Origin of the sequence: Maridesulfovibrio pacificus (SeqCode) (genome assembly GCF_048612815.1) — a bacterium.
Classification (GTDB): domain Bacteria; phylum Desulfobacterota; class Desulfovibrionia; order Desulfovibrionales; family Desulfovibrionaceae; genus Maridesulfovibrio; species Maridesulfovibrio pacificus.
Map to the genome: position 1 here is coordinate 3455321 of NZ_JBLZNE010000001.1, position 17983 is coordinate 3473303.

Annotated in this window: 12 protein-coding genes; 4 read left to right on the plus strand and 8 right to left on the minus strand. The window is 47.8% G+C overall.

Annotated elements, in window-relative coordinates:
* Positions 1-63: 63 nt before the first annotated feature.
* From ACNI23_RS15995 to ACNI23_RS16005, 3 genes are all read right to left on the minus strand, one after another.
* Positions 64-1224: a hypothetical protein gene (locus ACNI23_RS15995; RefSeq protein WP_420250187.1), complete on the minus strand. Its 1161-nt coding sequence runs from the start codon at positions 1222-1224 to the stop codon at positions 64-66.
* Positions 1225-1266: 42 nt separating this feature from the next.
* Complete coding sequence (locus ACNI23_RS16000; RefSeq protein ID WP_420250188.1) at positions 1267-1863, minus strand: 3'-5' exonuclease; 597 nt, start codon at positions 1861-1863, stop codon at positions 1267-1269.
* Between the two features lie 316 nt (positions 1864-2179).
* On the minus strand, positions 2180-3781 hold the full coding sequence (locus tag ACNI23_RS16005) for a peptide chain release factor 3 (protein ID WP_420250190.1): 1602 nt from the start codon (positions 3779-3781) through the stop codon (positions 2180-2182).
* Positions 3782-4002: 221 nt separating this feature from the next.
* Here ACNI23_RS16005 and ACNI23_RS16010 point away from each other — a divergent pair, with 221 nt between their 5' ends.
* Positions 4003-4977, plus strand: coding sequence for an SAM-dependent methyltransferase (locus tag ACNI23_RS16010; protein ID WP_420250192.1), 975 nt, complete (start codon positions 4003-4005; stop codon positions 4975-4977).
* Between the two features lie 6 nt (positions 4978-4983).
* Here ACNI23_RS16010 and ACNI23_RS16015 read toward each other — a convergent pair whose 3' ends face one another.
* The 4 genes from ACNI23_RS16015 to ACNI23_RS16030 form a co-directional block, all read right to left on the minus strand.
* Entirely contained in the window at positions 4984-11394 is a 6411-nt protein-coding gene (locus ACNI23_RS16015) for an AAA family ATPase (RefSeq protein ID WP_420250194.1), read from the minus strand.
* A 189-nt stretch (positions 11395-11583) separates the two neighbouring features.
* Positions 11584-12600 carry a nickel/cobalt transporter gene (locus ACNI23_RS16020; protein WP_420250195.1) on the minus strand — a complete coding sequence of 339 codons (1017 nt, stop codon included), beginning with the start codon at positions 12598-12600 and terminating at the stop codon, positions 11584-11586.
* A gap of 7 nt (positions 12601-12607) precedes the next feature.
* Complete coding sequence (locus ACNI23_RS16025; RefSeq protein ID WP_420250197.1) at positions 12608-13210, minus strand: DUF1007 family protein; 603 nt, start codon at positions 13208-13210, stop codon at positions 12608-12610.
* A 101-nt stretch (positions 13211-13311) separates the two neighbouring features.
* Entirely contained in the window at positions 13312-13896 is a 585-nt protein-coding gene (locus tag ACNI23_RS16030) for a TetR/AcrR family transcriptional regulator (protein WP_420250199.1), read from the minus strand.
* Positions 13897-14174: 278 nt separating this feature from the next.
* Between ACNI23_RS16030 and ACNI23_RS16035 the strand changes: the two genes are divergently transcribed.
* Both ACNI23_RS16035 and ACNI23_RS16040 read left to right on the plus strand, forming a co-directional pair.
* Positions 14175-15629 carry an RHS repeat domain-containing protein gene (locus ACNI23_RS16035; RefSeq protein ID WP_420250201.1) on the plus strand — a complete coding sequence of 485 codons (1455 nt, stop codon included), beginning with the start codon at positions 14175-14177 and terminating at the stop codon, positions 15627-15629.
* A gap of 119 nt (positions 15630-15748) precedes the next feature.
* The gene (locus tag ACNI23_RS16040; protein ID WP_420250203.1) at positions 15749-16048 is read left to right on the plus strand and encodes a hypothetical protein; all 300 of its coding nucleotides are present in this window, start codon (positions 15749-15751) and stop codon (positions 16046-16048) included.
* 24 nt (positions 16049-16072) lie between these two features.
* Here ACNI23_RS16040 and ACNI23_RS16045 read toward each other — a convergent pair whose 3' ends face one another.
* On the minus strand, positions 16073-16711 hold the full coding sequence (locus ACNI23_RS16045) for a TetR/AcrR family transcriptional regulator (RefSeq protein ID WP_420250204.1): 639 nt from the start codon (positions 16709-16711) through the stop codon (positions 16073-16075).
* A 180-nt stretch (positions 16712-16891) separates the two neighbouring features.
* Between ACNI23_RS16045 and buk the strand changes: the two genes are divergently transcribed.
* Positions 16892-17983, plus strand: a complete 1092-nt coding sequence (gene buk / locus ACNI23_RS16050; RefSeq protein ID WP_420250206.1) for a butyrate kinase — start codon at positions 16892-16894, stop codon at positions 17981-17983.

Genomic DNA, 17983 nt, shown 5'->3' on the forward strand with positions numbered 1-17983 from the left:
GGTAATAAAAAAGGTGAGATTGCTTTTGCAACCTCACCTTTCTTTTTTGGATTGAATTAAAAACTACTGCTTGAAAGTGCAGCGGGAATTTGCGCAGGAGATGGTCCCCAAGGTTTTTCCCGCGGAGTCTTTGAGTACGCATTTCTTATATGCGTAACCGCTGGCGGCATAGTAATCCGTAATAAGCTTGAAAAGCTTGAGGTTGGCCGAAGCGGATTTACCGTCCAGTGCGTTACTGTTAATCGTTGCGTAGAGAGTTGCGCCACGGTTGCTGCTCTTGCTGATCAGCTTTTCACCTGAGCTGATGTACAGGTTCATGAACCTTTCCAGTCCTTGCTGCTTGGACTCATATGCAACCAGTTTTTTGGTATACAGTGTAGAGTGGGGAGCGAGTTCCTTCAATGCTTTGTAGCCGTTGATGTTCTGTTGGACTTTAAATCCGGGCAGGGACTGAACATGGCGCATGAGCAACTCTTCTTCATTTGTTTTCAGGATATCCTGATAGTCCGAAGGGCAGCTTGCCTGTCTGCGGCTGAGATCTTCGCTATAGGCGATGACGCACATTTTCTTCTCCGGTTTCGGAGTTTTCTGCGCGATTGCGCTCATGAAAGCTTTTGCTGTCTGGAGCGGTGTGTCACCGGCAACTACAAAGAGGTAGAAGTCTCTCTTGATCTTGAGGTCAACGATGTCTTCATTCTTAGGAAATTCTTTAAGACAGCGAGCAATATATTCAGCTCGTGTTTTTACCAGCTCAGCTCTTTTAGAGTAATGCTGTTTTCGCGTTTTATAGTAATTATTCTGCGGAGCAAGTTCGGATAGTTTTTCGTAGCCCTTCAGGTTTTCATCCACCTGAACAGGACTGAGCTTGTATACGTAGTCATAAAGCAGCTTGGTCAGCTCATTTTTCGACATGGAGGCCGAGGATGCTTTTTTGATTTGGTCAAAGTTGCTGTCCATTACGGCAACGGAAACTCCAGAAAAATCACATGCGCCGACATTTTTTTTGCGTAGTTTATTGATCTTGGAAGCAACGCTGACAGCTTGTTTCTTGCTGCCTTCCTTAAGGATGGCCAGAAAACCGCCATCATTTCGGACTACGGCATTCACACCGGAAATATTTTCAAGTTCGGCTTTAAAAATATCAGCACAGTCCTTCTGTGCAAAAGCCGGAAGAACAGTAACTATCAAAATGAAGATGGTGAATAGAATAGATCTGGCTTTCATAGTAATATCCTTTCCGGTAGCAAAAATTTTATTCGCGGAAAATTAAAGGACCCCGAGATCCTGAAATTTCAGGTAAATCTCACGGCTTACCCAAGCATCTGTAGCTGCATAGGTGATCTGTTGCGGGGTCAATTCTTTGCGGCCCCAGTTGGAGCATTGCACGCCCTTGGATATACGAAATCCCAGCAGGTTGGCGGCGAGATTGCGCAGACCGTTAGTCTGCATTTCCAGTGATCTGGCCAAGTCGCCGAGGTCTACGAAGCCTTTGCCCTCAAAGGGAGAAACATCGCGTAATTCTTTGACATCATTGATCACAGCCACCCCGGTTTTGATTATATCGGCAGAGGAGAGAAGTTCCTTAATATGATCTGAAAGGGGAATATGATTAAGGTGCAGCAGGTAAACGCAGTCTTCAGTTGCCAGCTGAATCAGGGAAGGAGGGTAGGAAACCCCTTTGCGGAAGACCGGACGGGTCTCGGTATCAAAACCGAGCAGTTCGCAGCGGCTTAGTTCTTCGATTGCAGCCGGAACATCCTCTTCACGGTCAATCAGTTTGATCGGCCCTTCGTACTGTCGAAGGGGCATTTCGTTAATTTCGTCTTTGGTAAATTTTCTTTTATATTGTTCAGGTACTTGCATATAAAAATAGCCCGGTAGTAATTACATTTCCTTACATGGAAACAAAGAATTCCTACCGGCCCGTGATGCTTCAGGAATGATCGTTCCTGAAAAACCACGGGCGAGCAGGATAAAAGTATCTCTTCTGAATATTAGCCAAACAAGGCTTCGTCAACCCCCAGACAGCGGATTAACTGTATAGAGGCAAGTTGCGGCAGGTTGGCAGGTCTTTCCTTCAAATCAGGCGAAAGCCTGAGAAGGGATTCCAAAGGGCCGCGGGCCCTTTGGCCGCCAGAAGCGAAATCCCATAAAAAAGCGCGAAGCGCATCAACTGTTTTTATTGATGTTCGCGGGTCTTGTTAAAATTGATTTTGGGCCATTCTTCTTCAGCCTGCTGCAGACGCCACTGGCTGGGAGCGAGGAAGGTCAGGTTATCGTCACCGTCAAGAGCTACAAAACGAGGGTAACGTTTCTTGATCCCGTCGATTTCTTTTTGGTCGTCACTGCCGATCCAGCGGGCGGTGTGGTATTCAACGGGTTCGTAGAGTGCGGATACTCCGTATTCGTCCTTAAGGCGGGACATGATTACATCGAACTGGAGCAGACCTACCGCACCGAGAATCTTGTCGTTGTTACCCAGAGGTTTGAAGAGCTGCACGGCACCTTCTTCGGCCAGCTGATGCAATCCCTTGTCAAGCTGCTTGCTCTTGAGCGGGTCTCTAAGGATAACGCGGCGGAAATGTTCAGGCGCAAAGTTGGGAATTCCGGTGAATTTAAGCTCTTCCTTGGTCCCGGTGAAAGTATCCCCGATCTTGATGGTTCCGTGGTTGTGAACCCCGATGATATCTCCGGGATAGGCTTCCTCTACACCTGTTCTGTCCTGAGCCATGAAGATGGTGGCGTTGGCGATCTGTATATCTTTGCCGATACGGTGGTGGCGGACCTTCATGCCGCGAGTGAATTTCCCGGAACAGATGCGCATGAAGGCGATGCGGTCACGGTGCGCGGGGTCCATATTGGCCTGAATTTTAAAGGCCACAGCAGAAAAGTCGGATTCAAAGGGCGAAACTTCACGGGTTGTGGTGGCTCGCGGTTTGGGGTGCGGGGCAAGTTCTACAAAGGAATCCAGCATTTCCTGAACCCCGAAGTTGTTGATGGCACTGCCGAAAAATACCGGAGTCTGTTTACCTGCCAGATAGCGTTCCTTGTCAAAGGGGTAGCCTGCGCCTTCAAGCAGTTCCAGCTCTTCACGGAGAGAGTCAGCCTGATCGCCGAGCAGTTCGTCAAGGCGGGGATCGGACAGGTCTTTGATTACCTCACCCTTCTGAATTCCGCCGCCGTGAATGGCGGAGAAAAGGTGCAGTTCACCTTTGTGGATGTTGTAGGTGCCTTTGAAGTCAGACCCCATACCGATGGGCCAGCTAAGGGGCGCGCATTCGATGTTCAGGGTATCTTCAATGTCTTGCAGAAGGTCGAAGGGGTCGATACCCTCGCGGTCCATCTTGTTGATGAAAGTGATGATGGGTGTGTCGCGCATGCGGCAGACGTCCATCAACTTCTTGGTCTGAACCTCAACACCCTTGGCGCAGTCGATGACCATGAGTGCGGAGTCCACGGCGGTGAGCACGCGGTAGGTATCTTCGGAAAAGTCCTGGTGACCGGGGGTGTCCAGCAGGTTTACCTCGTAGTCATTGTAGTTGAATTTCATGACCGAGGTGGTAACGGAAATACCACGCTCCTGCTCCATTGCCATCCAGTCGGATGTGGCATGGCGGGCGGCTTTACGGGATTTAACTGTCCCGGCCATCTGAATCGCTCCACCGTAGAGGAGCAGTTTTTCGGTCAGGGTGGTTTTACCGGCATCAGGGTGACTGATGATACCGAATGTACGGCGGCGTTCTACTTCTTTCTTGATATTGGGATCTATATTCTGGGACATGACAGTTCCTGTGTATTAATTATATTTTGATCGTGGCGGGGAACTCTGGTAAAGGCGTTTTGCCATTAGTTATAGATACGTTCACCGCAAGTGCTGGATTGTCCGTATCAGGATTAGCGCAAAGGTCAAGTCTTAGATTGCCCCAATTCAGTGGTAATAGATTGTAAAAAACGTTAGAATTGACTTTCACCAGCAGTATAAAATCAAGGCAGGTACAGATAATGATCAGAAAAGCCAGTTTACGTTTATTGCAGCGTCCGGCAATGGAAGAGACTGTTTTGCCGGGAGAAATTTACCGCCGTACTTCACTCAACGATGATCTTGCCGAGGCCGGTAATCCAGCGGTTGAACTGGATGGGCCGCTGTTGATGAATATCATGGTGAAATTTTTTCATGCCTACGTTTATCCCGGCTCTCACGAGCAGGTGCTGGAGCTTGAGGATATTTCGCTGCTTTTTGACCGTTTCGTACACCGCAGGCTGGGCAGTGATGTTCTGGAGAACTGTCTTGAATTACGCAAACAGCTTTTGTCCTACGGATTTGCCCTGTGCATGCTGGCTGATCTGCCCAAGAGCGTGCACATCTTCAAGGCCATAGCAGAAGCCAAAACGCGACTGGATGGCGAGCCGTTTACCGGGCTGGATATCGGCTCCGGCACAGGTATCCTCATGCTGGCTATGGATGTGCAGGCCAAGCGCAACGGCTTTGAAGGTAGCTCGCTGGTAGGGATAGAGCGTAATCAGATTGTTGCTGAGCGGACCAATGAAGTGCTCGGAAATATGGGGCTGGGCAATGTTCTTGTAGCCGATGCTAAAAAAAAGGACAGCTATGGTTTTCTGGAAGGCAGAAAACTCCACTATATTTGTAACGAGACCCTTCCCGGTGCCGGGCGTAGTTTGTGGAAGGAAGATTTTATCTTCATCAGCAAAACCCTTTTTGATGGCTTGGAAGAACATACTTCAGATGCAGGCTGTTTCCCGGAAGCTGTGCTGGTAGGGAGGTCTCCCGAAGAGATGCTGACCGTATTGGACAGTTCCACCGGATTTCAGCTCATAGATGAAAATTATCCCCTCAGGCTTATGAAGCCTTATGGCATCAGTTTGTCCGGTGAGATGACCGGCCTTGAGGACGTCGGGAAGGTTTATGAATCATTTATCCCGGCCAGTTGGAAGGCTGTTTTGACCCGTCGTTGGTAGGAGTCCTTACTCTTCTGAATTCAGATACTCCTCCAGAACCCGGAGCAGCTTTTTCTTTTTTACCGGCTTGGCCATGTGGGCTGTACAGCCTGAAGCAAGAGCTCGTTGCTCATCATCCTGAAAAGCGTTGGCTGTCAGGGCCATGATAGGTGTCGGGGGTAGGTCGTTTTCCTCTTCGTATTTCCTTATCTCCTTTGTTGCTTCGTAGCCGTCCATAACCGGCATCTGGATGTCCATTAAAACTATTCCGAATTCTCCCTGTTTGAATTGCTCCAGACCTTCCTGTCCATTTTCTGCATAAGTTATTATGTATGGAGTATCCTTGAGAAAAAGGTCAACTACCATACGGTTGTCTTCCGAATCCTCGACAAGTAGAATAGATAATTCTGAGCTTGTTCTTTCCTGTGGAGAATCTATTCCCTCGATCATTTTTACTTGCCTGAAGTCCAATTCATGTCCGTTTTCTTCATTATCTTCAGGAATAATGTTGCAGGTATGGGCGTATCGTAAGTCTTCCACTATGGCTTGTGGATGAACAGGGCGGTGAACATAACTTGCGCAGAGTTGTTTGGCTCTTGCGGTTGCTCTTGGCTGGGGTTTTGCCTCCATGATCATCATCAGTTTCCAGCCTTGGCAGGGACCATGCTTTAGTTTTTTCAGTATTTCAAAGCGGTCGTCCTGTCCTCCCGGATTGCCAACCAGCAGAACTTTGTTTTCGTAAGCCGAATATGAGATTTCCGTTGCAAATGACGATGATTCTCCCAGGCTTTCCGCTGAATAAACTTTCGCACCGAGATCACTCAGACTGAGGCTGAGGTAATCGCGGCATATACATTCCCGGTCCACAAGGAGAATTGCGCAGTTTTCAAGCGGAGGAGAGACTTCCGGTTGCATGGGGAATTTAGCATTGATAGTGAAGGAAAAAGCTGCTCCTTCACCCTCTGTGCTGGAAACGAAAATACCTCCTCCCATGCTGTCCACCATGCGGCTGCATATGGATAGCCCCAATCCGGTTCCCCCATAATTGCGGGTTGTAGATGAGTCTGCCTGCGAAAATGTGTCGAAAATAGAATTCATTTTTTCTACAGGAATACCTACCCCCGTATCCTTTACAAGAAAACGCAGATAACCGTATTCTGTAATACCTGCTTCAAATATGATAGTGCCTTTTTCCGTGAACTTAAGAGAGTTTCCGACCAGATTTACTATTATTTGGCGCAGGCGGGTCGGGTCCCCTGTGATTATTCGCGGTACTTCCGGGTCGATATACCAGCAGAAATCAACGCCTTTGATCTGACCCCTGAGAGCAAATATGGAACCTATTTCTTCAAATAATTCTTCGAGGTTGAAATCGATTTCTTCAAGGTCGATTTGTCCAGCTTCAATTTTTGAGAGGTCGAGAATATCGTTGATTAACAGAAGCAGGTTTTCACCTGCGTTCCTGAAAATTTTTACATAGTTTCGTTGAATCTTACTTAGCCTTGACTCCCAGAGCAGGTCAGCCATCCCCAAAATTGCATTCATGGGAGTCCTGATTTCATGTGACATGCTGGCAAGAAAATCGCTTTTGGCTTTGTTGGCTGCATTAGCGGCGACTTTTTCCTTTTCGAATTCCTGAGCTTTTCTTTTTTCCGTGATGTCTTCAAGAACGCCTTCAAGACAGTTTTCTTTGTTTCCATTTCTTTCCATTGATGCGGTCATATTTACCCAGATAGGAGTTCCGTCCTGTTTGCGCATGTTAATTTCACGGTCACGCACTATGCCGCCCTCAAGGAGTTCATCCAGAATCTTTTGATGCATTTCTGGTTCTATATACAGTGTTCTGACTTGGGTTTTGCGGAATTCGTTCCAATCGCGGTAGCCGAACATTTCGGCAAGAGCTCTGTTGGCTTTAAGTAGGACTCCTTCTGCGTCTGCTTCAGCCCTGAAAACACCTACGTTGATACTTTCAAGAAGGGTACGGTGCTGGGTTTCCGAATCACGGAGGTCGGAATAAAGGCGTGCATTCTGGATAGAAATAGCTGCCTGAGAACATAGCAGGTTCAGTACTTCCAATCGGTCATCAGTAAAGACCCCCGGACTGAGGTTGTTCTCAAGGTAAAGAACACCGCGCATAAGTTGCTGGTTGATGACCGGCATGGCCAGAATGGATTTCGGCTTGTTTCTGATAATGTAGCTGTCAATTGAGAACGGTCCTTGTGTCCCTGCATCGCGTAATACAATGTTGTCTTTAGAGCGCAACACATAGTTTACAATGCTCTTACAATATAATTCCTGATTCGGGTCCGGGTTGGACTTGGTAGTAATTCCGTGCTCTGAAACAAATGCATGGGAGGTAAGTTCAAGTCTGTTTTTATTGTTGAGGAGCAGGGTGGCTTTTTGCGCTCCGGCGTTTTCAATTACAATGCGCATTAATTTGTCCAGAAGACGGTTAAGGACAATTTCCCCTGAAATAGCTTGAGAGGCTTTAAGCACAGCCGAAATATCCAGGGAATGCGGAGCATTGTCACCTGTCGTGTTGCTGTGGGAAAATCCTGCTTCTGTAGCTTTGTGCAGTTGTGGATATTCGTTGAGCAATCGTTGGACCTTTGCTGATGCACCCCATTCTTCGTAATAGTGGCAGGCCTCGGCTAGTATCGCTATGGCAGACCTGCTTCCACCGATGCTAAAGTGAAATCTGCCGGTCAGTTCGCAGGCAAGTGCTGCAAAATTATTATAGCCGGCTTTGGCGCTGAAGCTTATCGCCTCTTCGTATAAAGCCAGCGCCTTGCTGTTGTATCCTTTAATTCTGGCTAATTCGGCGCTACCGAGCAGATATAGGTGCCGAAAATTATCCGGACAACTTTTTTCCCATTTCTCTAATCTGGATAAAGAATGATTAATACGTTTCAGGTATGTCCTGCATGTCTTTGAAGATTCTTCGTCGAAAAGAGCTGCCATATTTATGATGGCCAGCAGGTGGAAAATAGCAACTGAATACATACCGAAAAGAGCTTTTTCCACATTGTCGTATAGGTTGTTGACGTATTCAATTGCTTTTGTGTGGTAACCGAAAAAGGAGAGGGTTATCAGTTTGGATGTTGCAGTCCAGCTCTCAACCACTTCGGATCCGCTGCTCTTGGCTATGCTGTGGAGGCTTCCTTCACGAAAGTTATCATCATCGAGATATCCGGGAGTGTAGGTTTTACCTTCCATGCTTTTGCACATTTGAAGGGGAAGGTTTATCACTCCTGAACTCAATGAATTTTTGTTTTTTTGAATGAAGTTCAGATAGCGTTCTGCAAGATTGTAAACTTCCTCAATGGAATGTCCTTGCATGAATTTAAGTTGAACTGCGAAGTATCCGGCATATCGGGCATAAGTATTGTCGCCGTTCATGAGGCCGTTGCGAAAGGCTTTGTCCAGAGTGTTGATGTTCTCCTGCAGAGGGACATGCCAGTGGTCATGTGTTCCACCGCGGAGAGTATTTATTTTAGTTTCCAGCTCTGTGTTGCGGAATTTCTTGTTTAACTCCACGGCAAGTCTGGTGAATTCTTTTGATTTTTTAAATGAAAAATTTTTGGAAGCCAGAAACATGGCGTAAAACATGTAGCCGAATGAAGAGTATGGTCCGTTACCGTATTTAACGGAAAAACGGATCATCCGCAGGACAATAAAAAAAACGAGTTTTTTGTTGAACATGTATGCCGGGGCAATTGTATGCATCAGCAGCCGCATTATTTCGAGATTTTCAGGGGAATCCATTTCCGGAAGGTTATATAATTGCAGGGTCTTTCTCTTGCCCAGTACGGCCTTTGTTTTCAGCAGTTCTGCTGTGAAGGCGGTTTTTCCCGGAAGCTGGGGAATAATGACATCATAATGCTGAAGTGTATCCAGTCCTATTTTTACTGCATCATGATATCTTCCCTGATCTGAAAAAAGCTGCATTCTGGACAGTTGTGCTTTTGTGGTATCTTTGCGGTTCTGTGAGTGTCCGATCATGTTTTTGAATACATTTTCAGCCTGCTTTCCAGATCCATTAAGGAATTCGCACTCATACCAGTCCAGATGAAGATCAAAGTTTGTCCTGTAACTTGTTTCCCAGCCATCGCCTCCAGTAAGGAGTGCTGCCGTAGAAAGGTAACGGGCGGCAGTCTCAAATGCGGAACTCCGCTTTGCTTTGCGTCCTGCCTTTGTGAATACCATTGAAATTTCTTTTCTTTCTTGAGGATCCGTTATCGCACTGATGCAAAGGCTGTATTGGGCGGCAATTTCAAAACTGGCTTCATCTATTTCATCAGCGGAATAGATGGTAAGCATTGCCCTGCCGATATTATGGTGCAGTTTTGTTTTTTCTGAAGCATCAAGCATGGAATAAGCTGCCTGTTGAACACGATCATGCATGAAAGAAAGACAGTATGGGGCGGATTGCGCCTTTAAATCAGCCAGGGAAGTAAAACCGTCATCAGAAACGATCAGCCCTTCGTGCAAGGCCATGTTCAAGTAGTCCAGAGTTATCTGCTCCGGTAAATCTACGAGGCTCGTAAGAATACGCAGATCGAATTTGCAACCGATCCCTGAGGCGGCCTTTAGAATCTCTTGTCCTTCGGGCGGCTGGGTCATTATTTTTTCCGCCATTAATTCCACAAGGTTTCCATCCATGGAAATATTTCGAATGGCCTTGAGGTCCCATTCCCAGCGGGTTTTGTCGTTATCGAAAGTTATGAGCTCTGCACGGTGCATATTAAGCATATACTCGCGGACGAAGAGTGGGTTCCCGCCTGTTCTGCTGTATACCATGCGGGCAAGTTCTTCAGTTCTTTTTCGGTCAGTCTTTAAGGTCCTGCTGATAAAGCCGTGAACATGATGCAGTTTTAGCCTGTTAAGTTTTAAGCTGCTAACATTAGGACTGAGTTCTTCAATTTCTTCAATGCGGGATTTAATCCCTTCATTCATAGGCAGGCTTGTCCTATATGCGCATATAAGCATGAGATGTGATGTCTCTTGATCTTCAAGCAACCTCTTTATTAGTTGCAGGGTAGAAATATCCGCCCATTGCAGATCATCAAGAAAGAGAACCAGAGGCTTGTCTATGCTTGGGAAAACTTTGATAAAGTTTTTAAATGCAAGGTTGAATCTGTCCCTTGATTCCGTGGGACTCAATTCGGCTGGAGCAGGTTGTTTACCGATCAGGAGCTCAAGTTCGGGAAGGACTTCGTTTATGAGGCTGGCATTTTGCTCAAGGACGCTTATGATTCTGTGTTTCCAGGCATTGATCACCGGTGTCGGGCTGGAGAGCCTTTTGCGCAGCAGTTCCTTAAAAGCCTGAATCAGGGCGCTATATGGTCTGTTGCGCCGGAACTGGTCAAATTTTCCGGAGATGAATTCTCCGTTTTCTTTATAAACCTGCTTGCTGAAAGAATTGATCAGCGAACTTTTACCTGTTCCGGCTTCTCCACTGATAAAAATGGTTTCGCAGCTGCCGAGCATTACTTTGCTGAAGGATGCTTTCAGTTCAGTGAGTTCTTCTTTTCTGCCGAACAGTTTTCGCGAGAGGATGAAAGTTTCGGATATATCCTGATTTCCCGGAGTGAATTGTTCAATTTTTCCACCGCTTCCGATGAGATTCATGCATGCTTTCAGGTCTTGCTTAATGCCATGTGCAGACTGATAGCGGTCTCCGGGGTTCTTGGAGAGAAGTTTCATTATTATTGCTGACAGCGGGGAGGGGATTTCCGGGTTTATACTGTGTGGAGTTGGTGGTTCTTTGGCCAGATGGCAATGAATCAGTTCGAGATCATCCCTGCTTTCGAAGGGTTTCTGGCCGGTGAAAAGCTCGAACAGGGTGATGCCGAGTGAATAGAAGTCTGATCTCCTGTCCAACTCTGTGCTGACCCTGCCGCTTTGTTCTGGGGATATGTAGGCAATGTTATCCGGGGATATTCTTTCCGCTGAAGCTTGTGGAAATGAATCCGCAATACGGGTGCTGTTTTGCAGGTTGGTCAGCAAAGCTTCGCGGTAATCCGGTGCTATGGCTATACTGTCCGGCCTGATGCTGCGATGCAGGAAACCTTTTGTATGCACCAGGCTGATAGAGCTGGCAATGCGCAGCGCAATCTGCAGTTTCTGGGCGAGGTCTGCAGTAGACTGCGTGATCAGGGAGCTGAGCAGGTTGTATCCCTTATCTTCCAGAATAAGGGCCAGAGAGTTGTCGGTCCGGTGAAGGGTGACTGCCGGGACTATGCCTGTGTTTCCGATTTCCTGAGAAGTGGCATATTCATTTTTCAGTCCTGTTAAAAGCCGGGGGGAGGGTAGTTCTGAGTTAGGGTATTTGATGAGAACCGGAAGGTCGTCATATCCCCTGACAGCCCTGCAAAGAATCATGTCATTTCCTTCATACAAGGAGGTAACATTGTCATATCCGGCAAGATTGATCATCGTCAGAATTCTCCCATGACGTCAGTTGGATATCCCGGCAAGGGCTGAGAATATAAATATATTAGATTATAGCTGGTTTCTTTTTGATTTCCTGTCGGCAGCACCGTGATAGGGGGCTGGTTATATTGATAACATTATTGACGGAATATGTCATGGCTGGATTTTAAAAAGAGTACAGGTCCTGCTTTTTTAGCAACAATGGGCGCTGAGCATGAGCAGGCCGAAGCTTGCAATGACTATCGCGCCGAGCAGGGAAAGAATTGAATAGGCAATGCGCATCTTCCGCGCAAAAGGATTGCTGTCCATGGCGTTACGTGCTTTCGCTGCAACGAGGGCAAAGACAGAAGTGGTCACGGCCATGCCTGTGGCCAGAAAGACCATAGCGGCAAGCCCTGCTGCAAGAATTCCGGTGGAAAGGGTATAGACCAGAATAATGGCAGCTCCCGGACAAGGAACAATGCCGGTTACAAATGCAACGGTTGCAATTTCCTTAAGAGATCCACGGCTTTTCACTTCGCATTCTTCGCGATCATTTTTCTTGAAAGACCGCAGGGCTTCAATGATCAGCCAGAAACCTATCAGGGCCACCAGTCCGTAGCTGGCAGTCTGCAATTGGCGGTTGAAGTTTTCAAAACCGGACATGCCCTTATCAAGAAAAAGGTAGGCAAGACAGACCGCTGCTGTTGCTGACCCCACATGCACAAGGGTTATCACCCAGGACATGAAAGATGCTGCGAACATGGACCCACCACGCGAAATGAAATACGCACAGACCACGGATTTACCATGTCCCGGTCCAACAGCGTGAACTATTCCATATAAAAATGCAAAGGCGAGGAACATCCAGAGCGATTTGCCGAAGGGATCTTTTTTTATGTCCCGCGCAAAACCGGTCAATTGGGCTCTGATTTCTTTTTGCAGCATGGTTATTTTAAACATTACCTTGCTGTAAATCCCCCCGGTCCAGTCCTTTTGGACAGTCTGTGGAGCGGGAGTCGGGGATGCTTTACCGAACGGTGACGGGGCGGGAGTTGCTTTACCGAATGGGGATGATGCCGGCTGACGTGCGTTTTCCAGTTGTCCGGTATCCTGCTTTTTGGGCGCGAGAAAGGGATTGGTTGCCTGTGCTTCTGATTCAGTTGCTGAGAATGCGAAAGCGAGAGTAAAAGTCAATATCAGGGTAAGCAGGATGTTTGCGTTCTTCATAATTTCACTATTTGGGCTGCATGGTAAGTACTGCTGCTTCAGGAACAATCTGGTCGTAGAAATATGACATTTCGGAGACCGGCTTCAGATCGAGACCGGTATCAAATCTTCCGTCAGAACCGAGTACTTTGTTCTTGGGGTCCATCTGGACCGCAGTGTAAAAGCTTTCATCATAGATGGCGACCATAACCACATGCTTGGAGCCGTCAGTTATATTGAGGGGAACAAAGAATTCATAAACAAGAGTCCCTTCTTCAATGGATGGCTTGAACTGAACAGCTTCCACTGGCTTACTTTCATTGCCGTCCACAAGGATGCGGGTGAAGTAATTGAAGTTCTGGAGGTTAACAAAAGCTCCTTGCTCAATTGCCGTTGCTTCTTCCGGGGAAAGCTTATTGTCATGGTTCTTATCAAAGTCACCAAGGATCATGGCTGCGAACATTTCGTCGAACCACCATTTCTGGCGTACTCCGGTGAGGCCGGTGTCATTGAATTCAAAGGTCAGTGAACAATCCACAAATACGTGCGGATGGGCAGATGCTTTTGTGGGACTAAGCAGATGGATAGCTATAGCGCACAGCAGGATAAATATAACTGAAGCTTGTTTCATGCACGCAAGATGGAGGAACATAGCGGATGTGTCAAGCCGGGAACAGAAAAGCCGCGCACCACTAGTGGTGCGCGGCTTTTCTGTATGCAGAAATATGAAAACTAATCCCGGGCTCTGATGCTGCGGACCACGAAGTCTGTGGTTTCTTCGTAGAGGTTGGGCAGGTCGTAGGGAGAGAGGAATCTGGTCCTGACCGTACCGACAATATTGGAATAAACAATGGTGGTGGTGTCATCCACGGAAAGATTGCGGATGGAGCCGTCTTCAATGCCGCGTTCCACGGATTCGCGGATAACATTCAAGAGCTGCTGGAATTTTACGGCAATGCGGGTTCTGTCCAGTTCAATCTGGACATCGGAAAACGGAGAGCAGCGCAGCAGTACCGGAAAGGTGTTGCGGTGTTGCAGGGTATAGCCCAGATAGCTGCGCATAAAGGTTTGGATACCTTCCAGTCCGTTTTCAGCTTTGCGTGTTTCCGTGCTCAGATGCTCTGTAAGGTCTTCAACAATGGCCACCCCGGCGGTGATGAAGAGCTCCTCTTTTGATCCGAAATAGTGGGAGACAAGTCCGAATGCCACGCCCGCCCGTTCGGAGATCATCTTCACTGTGGTACCGGCATAGCCGTAGCGTCCGAAAATCTCCTGCGCTGCATATAGAATTGCGTCTTTTTTATTTTTACCTTTCATGGCCCCTCGCTGGCACGTTAAAGGTTCACGGTCAGGCTTTATCTTGGAATGGACCGGATGAAGTCTGCCGCTATATGTTTGCTCGCTAGCGGTTTTATAGGCCGGATTGATTGTCCGGTCAAATGGGGGAGGTACTTTCTTAACAGTCTGATATGGTGGACGCGAGTTACCTAACTCAGGTCCGCTCTGTTTTATATCCGTTGTTTTTGAAGCTGAGATGATGCCTGTGAATTATGGGTTTCAAGGCATTCTTGGGTAACTTAAACAATGGAGAATTTATGAGCTTTAGAAATGATTTCAGGTTGCGGCCCAAAAGCCGGAAAGAATTAGGCCTTGCCCTGCGCATGTATGGCGAGAACGAAGAACCGCATTTACAGATTGAAAATATGTGGGAAGTCTACTCACCGTCTACAGGTATGGCCTTACTGGAACCGAAACCTGATTTCTCGGAATTTTCGCGCGGTGACCGCATGTATCCGTCCATGATGAAGCCGGAGACCAAGATCCGTTGGGAACAGAAGAATAAGGAATGGGAGATCGAAAAGGAACGTTATGTATGGCGCAAGCGTCTGGCCCACCTGCGTTTCATGCGTGAAAATCAGGACCTGCCGCTGGTTCAGGCTTTGGCACAGACCGATTACGGAAAATCTCTCGTTGAAGAATTCAGCGCCAGGCAACCGCAACAACCGCAAACAGGTACAGGCGAAAACCTGCATGATGAATTTGAGCGCGATGGTGTGGAATTCGATCCCGAATCCTCGATCCGTGTAACTCCTTTTACAGTTCCCGGAATGGAAGAACCGTTTTCCGTGCTGGCAACTGCAAGGGATGAAGACGGGCGCATTGTGGAAAAGCTGTGTTCCCTTGAGCCAAAGGATCATCATGTTCATTACGATTATGATGCCGGAGGCAGGCTTTGTGCTGTCTGGAAAGATGAGCGGCTCATTGAGGAATATAAGTACGGCAAGCAGGGCGAACGCTATTTTGGTTCCACCCCGCAGACCGGACAGTGCCGTTTCACATACGGTCCGGGCCTGCGCCTGGAACGGGCCGGGGAAGTAAAATACTCTTACGATGGCGATGGCCGTCTGGTCATGAAACAGGACGGCTTGGATGTAACAAACTACGAATACCACCATTCCGGTCAGTTGCAGCAGGTTAATCTGCCGGATGGGCGCCGTATTTCATATGTTATCGATCCTCAGGGCAGGCGCATGGCCAAGTCGGTGAACGGCAAGGTTATGGAGAATTACAGCTGGCATGATTTCACAACCCTTGCCGTTGCCGCTTTTGAAGACGGTTCACGGATGGAATTTGCTTACGATGAAGAAGGCGATCCCGTTGTAATGCGCTATAACGAAAAAGTGTATTTTCTCGCTTCAGATCAGGTCGGCACCATTTACATGGTTGCGAATAAAGATGGTCATGAGGTAAAGCGGATTATTCGCGATTCGTTCGGAAATCTAATTGTCGATACCAATGAGCGCATGAATATCCCTGTTGGTTTTGCTGGCGGTCTCTATGACCGGGATACCGGACTGGTCCATTTCGGGCATCGTGAATACGACCCGTCCTGCGGTAGGTTCATCACTCCCGACCGCATCGGGATTGAAGGCGGCGATGTGGATGTTTACGGGTACTGCCATGATGATCCGGTTAACTTTGTGGATCGGGGTAGAAGTAAGAAGGATAGTGAGAAAAAAGAAGTAAATTTTATGGACGACTTGAAGTAAATATTGTAGCCCCGGTGCGTTTGCGCCGGGGTTGTTTTTTTATGTAAAGTTCTCCACTTGCCTGTAAAATCCCTACCTGCTAGCCTCCTCAACAATACCACTAAAAAGGAGCTACCCATATGGACGCATCCACTCTCAATATAATCCTCACCGCAATCATCATCCTCGGCGCGACAGTGCTTCCTTTCATACTAGGTACAAGGCTGCGCCGCTCCAAACCGAATGTGCTTTGGATCGGCTTGCTGCTCTGTTTTATCTTTGGGCCTGCCGGACAGGTTTATGTAGAAGGTTGGATCCCGTGGTTTTTGGTTGTTCTTGGAATCTGTGTCGGTACGCAGCAGTTTCTGTCTCCGGAGATAGCCTTGATTACGATGGTGGTTTCTTCGCCGCTGGTTATGTATTTCAGAATGCGCCGTTAAGAATAATGAGGCTTTAATGGATAGTTAATCCATAGTTTCCGGCTTCAGGCAAAGCAGTCCTTTGAGCATGCCCTGCATGGCCGCTTCCATGCGATCCCAACCGACCTCATCCTGCAGGCTGACCCCGCCGTAATGCTTGGTGTTTAGGGAGCGGATTGACAGGTAGGAAATGGCTCCGCCCAATATTGCTACTGCGGCGGCAAGATCTACATCATCAGGTACGTCCGGGGTCATGTGTTCGAAAAATTCCAGCGCGGTCCTCACACGTACATCTTCCAGTAATTCCGAGAGCGTGGTGCGCTCCAGCATCTCCCAAGCCAGCAGACGCAGGGTGTCCGGCCTTGTTTCCAAAGTCCGTCGCAGGGCGGTGAAAAAAGCAGCCACCTGCTTTTCCGGTTCGATTTCCGGGAATTCGGATGGGGCATTGGACAGCAACTCTTCAGTGGTCGGCCAGTAAATCCCGGATACCGCCAGTTCACTCAATAAATTTTCAAGTCCATTGAAGTAGCTGTAGAGGGTCTTACGGGTCACTCCTGCCTTGAGCGCAATTTCATCCACATCAAGATTATTGAATCCGGTTTTCGCGGCACACCTGTAGGCTGCATGCAGAATTTTTCTGCGTGTAGCGGTCAGGGTGTTGATGGGTACTACTTTTAAAGTCATAACGGCAGCCTTTTGAGTGAAAGGTGTTGTTTGTATTTGTAATTATACCATATTTTAAAAGGTAACTCCGACTTGATTTTAGTCAAGGACTCCGGGAATGTAGCGTATTACTTTTGTTTTTCTCCATTTTAGCACATAATGCATAAATTCAAACTTGCAGTAAACTTACGGAGAATATGAATGGGTTCGAGAATTCTTGTAATCAATCCCGGATCAACATCAACCAAAGTGGCGATCTTCAACGAAGGTAAAATATCTTTTGATGCTGAAGTGAGTCATCCCCGTGAAAGAATAGATAAATTTTCCACTGTAATGGAACAGAAAGAGTTTCGCAGTGTTGCTGTTATGGATCTTATTAAAAACGAGCTTTCAAAAGGAACACCGGATATGGTTGTCGGGCGCGGCGGCTTGCTTAAGCCTATCCCCGGTGGACCGTATTCAATCAATGATGCAATGATTTCCGATCTGGAAAGCGGTCGTTACGGTGTCCATCCTTGCAATCTCGGTGCAATACTTGCCCGTGAATTTGCCGAATTCTGGGAAGTGCCTTCCATGATAATGGACCCGGTGGTTACTGATGAAATGGACCCTGTTGCAAAGGTTACCGGGTTGCCGGAAATTAAGCGGCGCAGCGTATTCCATGCCTTGAGCCAGCGCGGAGTCGCCCGCAGCGTGGCCGCTGAAATGGGATTGGAATATGAGCAGGCAAAATTCATAGTCGGCCACATGGGCGGCGGTGTATCCATCGGAGCCCACAGGTACGGCAAGGTGGTTGATGTTATTAACGCCCTCGACGGAGAAGGTCCGTTCAGCCCTGAGCGTTCAGGAACGCTGCCAATTCTTCCCGTACTCAATCTGGTGGAGTCAGGTCAGTATACTTTCGATGAAATGCGTAAGGTTGTGACCTCCAGATCAGGAATTTTAGGATTGTTGGGAACAAATGATATGCGCGAAGTTCAGGCTCGCATGGAAGAAGGTGACGCGGAAGCCCGTTTAGTATTGGAAGCACTGGTTTACAATGCATCCAAGCATATCTGTTCCTTTATTCCGGCATTGATGAAGGACGACCCGCAAAAGCGTCCCATCGATGCAATTATCCTAACCGGCGGTGTTGCCCGCAGTGAGTTGCTGGTCAAGGCTGTGGAAGATATTGTCGGATTCATTGCTCCGGTGAAAGCTGTCACCGGTTTGGAAGAAATGGAAGTAATGGGTCGTGGTGGTTTGGCCGTGTTGCGTGGGGAAATGCAACCGCAGGAGTATCACTCTGATTGA

Coding starts and splice junctions, on each gene's coding strand:
- ACNI23_RS16045 (WP_420250204.1), bottom strand. CDS start 16,711: ATGACTTTAAAAGTAGTACCCATCAACACCCTGACCGCTACACGCAGA.
- ACNI23_RS16005 (WP_420250190.1), bottom strand. CDS start 3,781: ATGTCCCAGAATATAGATCCCAATATCAAGAAAGAAGTAGAACGCCGC.
- ACNI23_RS16030 (WP_420250199.1), bottom strand. CDS start 13,896: ATGAAAGGTAAAAATAAAAAAGACGCAATTCTATATGCAGCGCAGGAG.
- ACNI23_RS16040 (WP_420250203.1), top strand. CDS start 15,749: ATGGACGCATCCACTCTCAATATAATCCTCACCGCAATCATCATCCTC.
- ACNI23_RS15995 (WP_420250187.1), bottom strand. CDS start 1,224: ATGAAAGCCAGATCTATTCTATTCACCATCTTCATTTTGATAGTTACT.
- buk (WP_420250206.1), top strand. CDS start 16,892: ATGGGTTCGAGAATTCTTGTAATCAATCCCGGATCAACATCAACCAAA.
- ACNI23_RS16015 (WP_420250194.1), bottom strand. CDS start 11,394: ATGATCAATCTTGCCGGATATGACAATGTTACCTCCTTGTATGAAGGA.
- ACNI23_RS16010 (WP_420250192.1), top strand. CDS start 4,003: ATGATCAGAAAAGCCAGTTTACGTTTATTGCAGCGTCCGGCAATGGAA.
- ACNI23_RS16025 (WP_420250197.1), bottom strand. CDS start 13,210: ATGAAACAAGCTTCAGTTATATTTATCCTGCTGTGCGCTATAGCTATC.
- ACNI23_RS16035 (WP_420250201.1), top strand. CDS start 14,175: ATGAGCTTTAGAAATGATTTCAGGTTGCGGCCCAAAAGCCGGAAAGAA.
- ACNI23_RS16020 (WP_420250195.1), bottom strand. CDS start 12,600: ATGAAGAACGCAAACATCCTGCTTACCCTGATATTGACTTTTACTCTC.
- ACNI23_RS16000 (WP_420250188.1), bottom strand. CDS start 1,863: ATGCAAGTACCTGAACAATATAAAAGAAAATTTACCAAAGACGAAATT.